The following is a 4,424-nucleotide window of genomic DNA, read 5'->3' as shown; positions in this document are numbered from 1 at the left end:
AGTTCCCTGCTCAAGGATTTATTGCCAGTTTTGTATTTTGTACACAAACATAAAGTAATTCACCGGGATATTAAACCGGAAAACATCATTAGACGCGCCAGTGATAACAAGTTAGTCCTAGTGGATTTTGGAGCATCTAAACAGGTGCAGCGCACATCTATGAGCGTCACGGGAACGGTTATCGGTTCGGCGGCATATTGCGCCCCGGAACAGGCTATGGGAAAACCTCAATATGGGAGTGATTTATATAGTTTAGGGGTGACTTGTTTATACCTGCTAACCCAAGTGAGTCCGTCGAATTTATATGACCCCTTAGAAGCACAATGGGTGTGGCGTGAGCATTTAAATGGCAATCAGGTGAGTGATAAATTAGGCGAAATCTTAGAGCGTTTGGTTGAGACAGTATTTAAAAAACGCTATCAATCTGTAGCCGAAGTATGGGCAGATTTACAGCGATATTATGGGAAACAGATTATCATAAAGAATCCTAAAAACATCATTCCCAATACTGCTAAAAAGATTACCAATACAACTCCCCCAGCGGTAACCCAGAAGTTTGAATTTGACATCGTTACGGTCAATTCAAAGGGCAGAGAAATTAACCGCCGTCGCGGTCAGGCTGAATGTATTATCGAAGACCTGGGAAATGGGGTGACTCTGGAGATGGTGCTAATTCCGGGGGGAACCTTTATTATGGGTGCGCCGAGTGGTGAAGCTGGAAGTTCTTATGATGAAAGACCCCAACACCGAGTCACGATTAAACCCTTCCTCATGGGAAAATATCCGGTTACCCAAGCACAATGGCGACAAGTGGCTAGTTTCCCCAAACTCCAACGGGACTTGAGCCTAGACCCCTCATATTTTAAAGGATTAAATCTTCCGGTTGAAAAAGTTTTTTGGTATGATGTAATGGAGTGGTGCGATCGCCTCTCGAAAAGAATTGGCAAACCCTACCGATTACCCAGTGAAGCGGAGTGGGAATATGCAGCCCGCGCCGGAACTACTAGCCCCTTTCATGTCGGTGATACCCTGACGACGGACCTCGCCAACTACGATGGCAACCACACCTATAGCTCAGGACCCAAGGGAGCCTACCGCGAACAAACCACCCCCGTCGGTCAGTTTCAACACGCCAACGCCTTTGGCTTGTATGATATCCACGGGAACGTTTGGGAATGGTGCGCTGACCCCTGGCACGACAGCTACAATGGTGCGCCTTCGGATGGTCGTGTGTGGGATGTTGGTAACGATAATCGTTATCAATTACGAATAGCTATCAACTCTTCACGAATAGCTATCAACTCTTTGGGAAAAACAGAAAGAAGGGTGCTGCGCGGCGGTTCGTGGTACGACTATCCAGATAACTGCCGTTGTGCCTACCGCCTCAGCCTCGTCCCGGACCTCCTCAACAACTACAACGGTTTTCGGGTAGCGCTTTAGTAGGTTGGGTGAAGCGCAGCCGGGCCCAACTTCCCAGCCAGCCGTGAGCCACCGGGTTTCTGTTTCGGCAACCCAAGCAGCAGCGGATTTTGGTAAAATACGCCCATATTTTATCGATTCCATCATGTTGTGGCAAAACGGACAGAAACTCAACAACGGGAACTATATGGTCGATCGCATTTTGGGACAGGGGCGATTTTCCGTCACCTATCTCGCGAAGGAAGTGCGGACGAATGGCTATGTTGCCATTAAAACCCTGAATCCCGACGCTTCCATGTTAAAAGATCTCAAGCCCTCGGAACGGGAAAAATATGCGACCAAATTTTATGATGAAGCCCTAAAACTCTCCCAATGCCAACATCCTCATATTGTCAAAGTGCGAGAAATTTTTGACGAAGCGGTGCGGGAGGGATGGTTTGCCAATACTCGCTATCCGTGTATCGTCATGGACTATATTGATGGGGTCAGTCTCGGTCAGCGGGGAGAACCTCAACTTCCCGAAAAAATTGCCCTGGGCTATATTCAACAAATTGGTTCCGCTTTGATTTCCGTCCACCAACGGGGTCTTTTGCATCGAGATCTTAAACCCGGAAATATTATGATTCGCGCCGGAAAACAAGAGGCGATTTTAATTGATTTTGGCTTGGCGAGGTCTTTCGATCATCCCCTCACCCAACAAATTACCGTTGATGGCTTTGCACCCTTCGAATTGTATTCCCACCTGGAACCCAAAGGACCCTGGACGGACGTTTACAGCCTGGCGGCGACCCTGTATGTGCTGCTGACCGGAAAAAAACCTGAAAGTGCCTTAGATCGCCATGATACCGATTCCGATGTGCATTTGACTCCCCCCCCCGTTTGCACAATCCCAAGATTAGCCAAAAGGTTAATCAGGCGATCGTTCATGCCATGGCTTTAATTCCGGGCGATCGCACCCAGAGTGTACCGGAATTTCTGCGGGAATTGGGAATCGGGCGCTGGTCGCCAATTCCCCAATGGGATAGTCTGCCGATCGCCCTTCAATTGGCTGCTACTGTTGCCGGCATTCTCGGTGCGATCGCAACCATAATCGCCCTATTTTTAAATAAATAGCCCTGGGTGGGTGTACAATATTGACATCCTCACCGACTGACACCCGGACAATGTACTGGCCCAACGGACACTCACTCCAAAACGGCAAATTCACCATCGAAACTGTCCTCGGACAGGGTGGGTTCGGCATTACCTACAAAGCCCTGCATCGGGGCTTCAATGCCCCCGTGGTGATCAAAACCCCCAATGCCTTTTTGCGACATGACCCCGACTATGCCAAATACGTCCAACGCTTCATCCGGGAAGCCCAAATTTTAGCCCAACTGGAGAGGGACCCCAACCCCCACATCGTCCGCGTCAAGGACTTATTTGAAGAATCCGACTCCCATTGTCTGGTAATGGAATTTATCGAGGGCAAAAACCTCTATACTCTGGTGCAGGAACAAGGCCCCCTTTCGGAAGCGACCGCCCTGGAGTTAATTTGTCCGGTGGCTCAGGCTTTGGCACAGGTGCATCGCGCTGGTATTGTTCACCGGGATGCCACCCCGGTTAATATCATGTTGCGAGGTAACGGTCAGCCGGTATTGATTGATTTTGGCATCGCTGGAAATGTCGTCCCCAGTGTCACCAGTTCCAAGATTTTTGGCAATAAGGCTTTTGCACCCTACGAACAGTTAATTAAAGGCGATCGCTCCCCCACGGTCGATATTTACACTCTGGCAGCATCTCTCTATTATGCCGTAACGAAGCAGTTGCCGAGGGACTGTTTTTCCCGCAAGGTAGACCGGGAAGAGTTGGTGCCGCCCAAGGATTTGGCATCGGTGAGCGATGCTATTAATGATGCGATTATGGCGGGGATGGCGTTAAATAAAACCCAGCGCCCTCAGTCGATGGAGGAGTGGTTAAAGCTGTTGGAACCGCCGAAACCCACCCCCCTTTACCGACCAAAAACGACTTCTTTTTCCTTTGACATCGTTACCGTCAATTCAAAGGGACAAGAAATTAACCGCCGTCGCGGTCAGGCTGAATGTATTATCGAAGACCTGGGAAATGGGGTGACTCTGGAGATGGTGCTAATTCCGGGGGGAACCTTTATTATGGGTGCGCCGAGTGGTGAAGCTGGAAGTTCTAATGCTGAAAGACCCCAACACCGAGTCACGATTAAACCCTTCCTAATGGGGAAATATCCGGTTACCCAAGCACAATGGCGACAAGTGGCTAGTTTCCCCAAACTCCAACGAGACCTGAACCCAGACCCCTCAAGATTTAAAGGATTAAATCTTCCGGTTGAAAAAGTTTCATGGTATGATGTAATCGAGTGGTGCGCCCGCCTCTCGAAAAGAATCGGCAAACCCTACCGATTACCCAGTGAAGCCGAGTGGGAATATGCAGCCCGCGCCGGAAGAACTAGCCCCTTTCATGTCGGTGATACCCTGACCACCGACCTCGCCAACTACGATGGCAACTACACCTATAGCTCAGAACCCAAGGGAGCCTCCCGCAAAAAAACCACCCCCGTCGGTCAGTTTCAACACGCCAACGCCTTTGGCTTGTATGATATCCACGGAAATGTTTGGGAATGGTGCGCTGACCCCTGGCACGACAACTACAATGGTGCGCCTTCGGATGGTCGTGTGTGGGATGTTGGGAACGATAATCGTTATCAAAACCCTATTGAATATTTAGTCAAGTTTTTGGAAAGCAAAGACCACCGAGTGCTGCGCGGCGGTTCGTGGGACGACCTTCCAGAGAGCTGCCGTTGTGCCTTCCGCGACTGGGTCGGCCCGGACATCCTCAACCTCAACAGCGGTTTTCGGGTAGCCTGTGCGCTTTAGTAGGTTGGGTGAAGCGCAGCGTAACCCAACTTCCCCAGCCGTGATAAATCAGGTGTCTGTGAAAAAGCCGGTTAATTTTCGGCATTTATGGTAATGTAGAATCAGGTATCAATAACC

4 protein-coding genes are annotated in these 4,424 nt (G+C 49.8%); all 4 read left to right on the top strand.

All coding sequences use genetic code 11. The features are described 5' to 3' along the window. On the top strand, positions 1 to 1,440 hold a 1,440-nt coding region (locus P5683_RS23095), incomplete at its 5' end, for an SUMF1/EgtB/PvdO family nonheme iron enzyme (RefSeq protein ID WP_315669488.1). Between the two features lie 124 nt (positions 1,441 to 1,564). After that, positions 1,565 to 2,359: a serine/threonine-protein kinase gene (locus P5683_RS23090; protein ID WP_006669345.1), complete on the top strand. Its 795-nt coding sequence runs from the start codon at positions 1,565 to 1,567 to the stop codon at positions 2,357 to 2,359. Beyond that, positions 2,350 to 2,532, top strand: a complete 183-nt coding sequence (locus P5683_RS23085; protein ID WP_006624009.1) for a hypothetical protein — start codon at positions 2,350 to 2,352, stop codon at positions 2,530 to 2,532. Before P5683_RS23090 ends, P5683_RS23085 begins: the two co-directional genes overlap by 10 nt. A gap of 50 nt (positions 2,533 to 2,582) precedes the next feature. Then, positions 2,583 to 4,307 (top strand): bifunctional serine/threonine-protein kinase/formylglycine-generating enzyme family protein, encoded by a 1,725-nt coding sequence (locus tag P5683_RS23080; protein ID WP_315640975.1) that lies wholly within the window; start codon positions 2,583 to 2,585, stop codon positions 4,305 to 4,307. The last annotated feature ends 117 nt before the right edge of the window (positions 4,308 to 4,424 follow it).

Source organism: Limnospira sp. PMC 1279.21 (assembly GCF_032349615.1).
Lineage (GTDB): Bacteria > Cyanobacteriota > Cyanobacteriia > Cyanobacteriales > Microcoleaceae > Limnospira > Limnospira fusiformis.
Note: the sequence above shows the minus strand (reverse complement) of the source record. Positions and strands in the feature narration are given on the sequence as shown.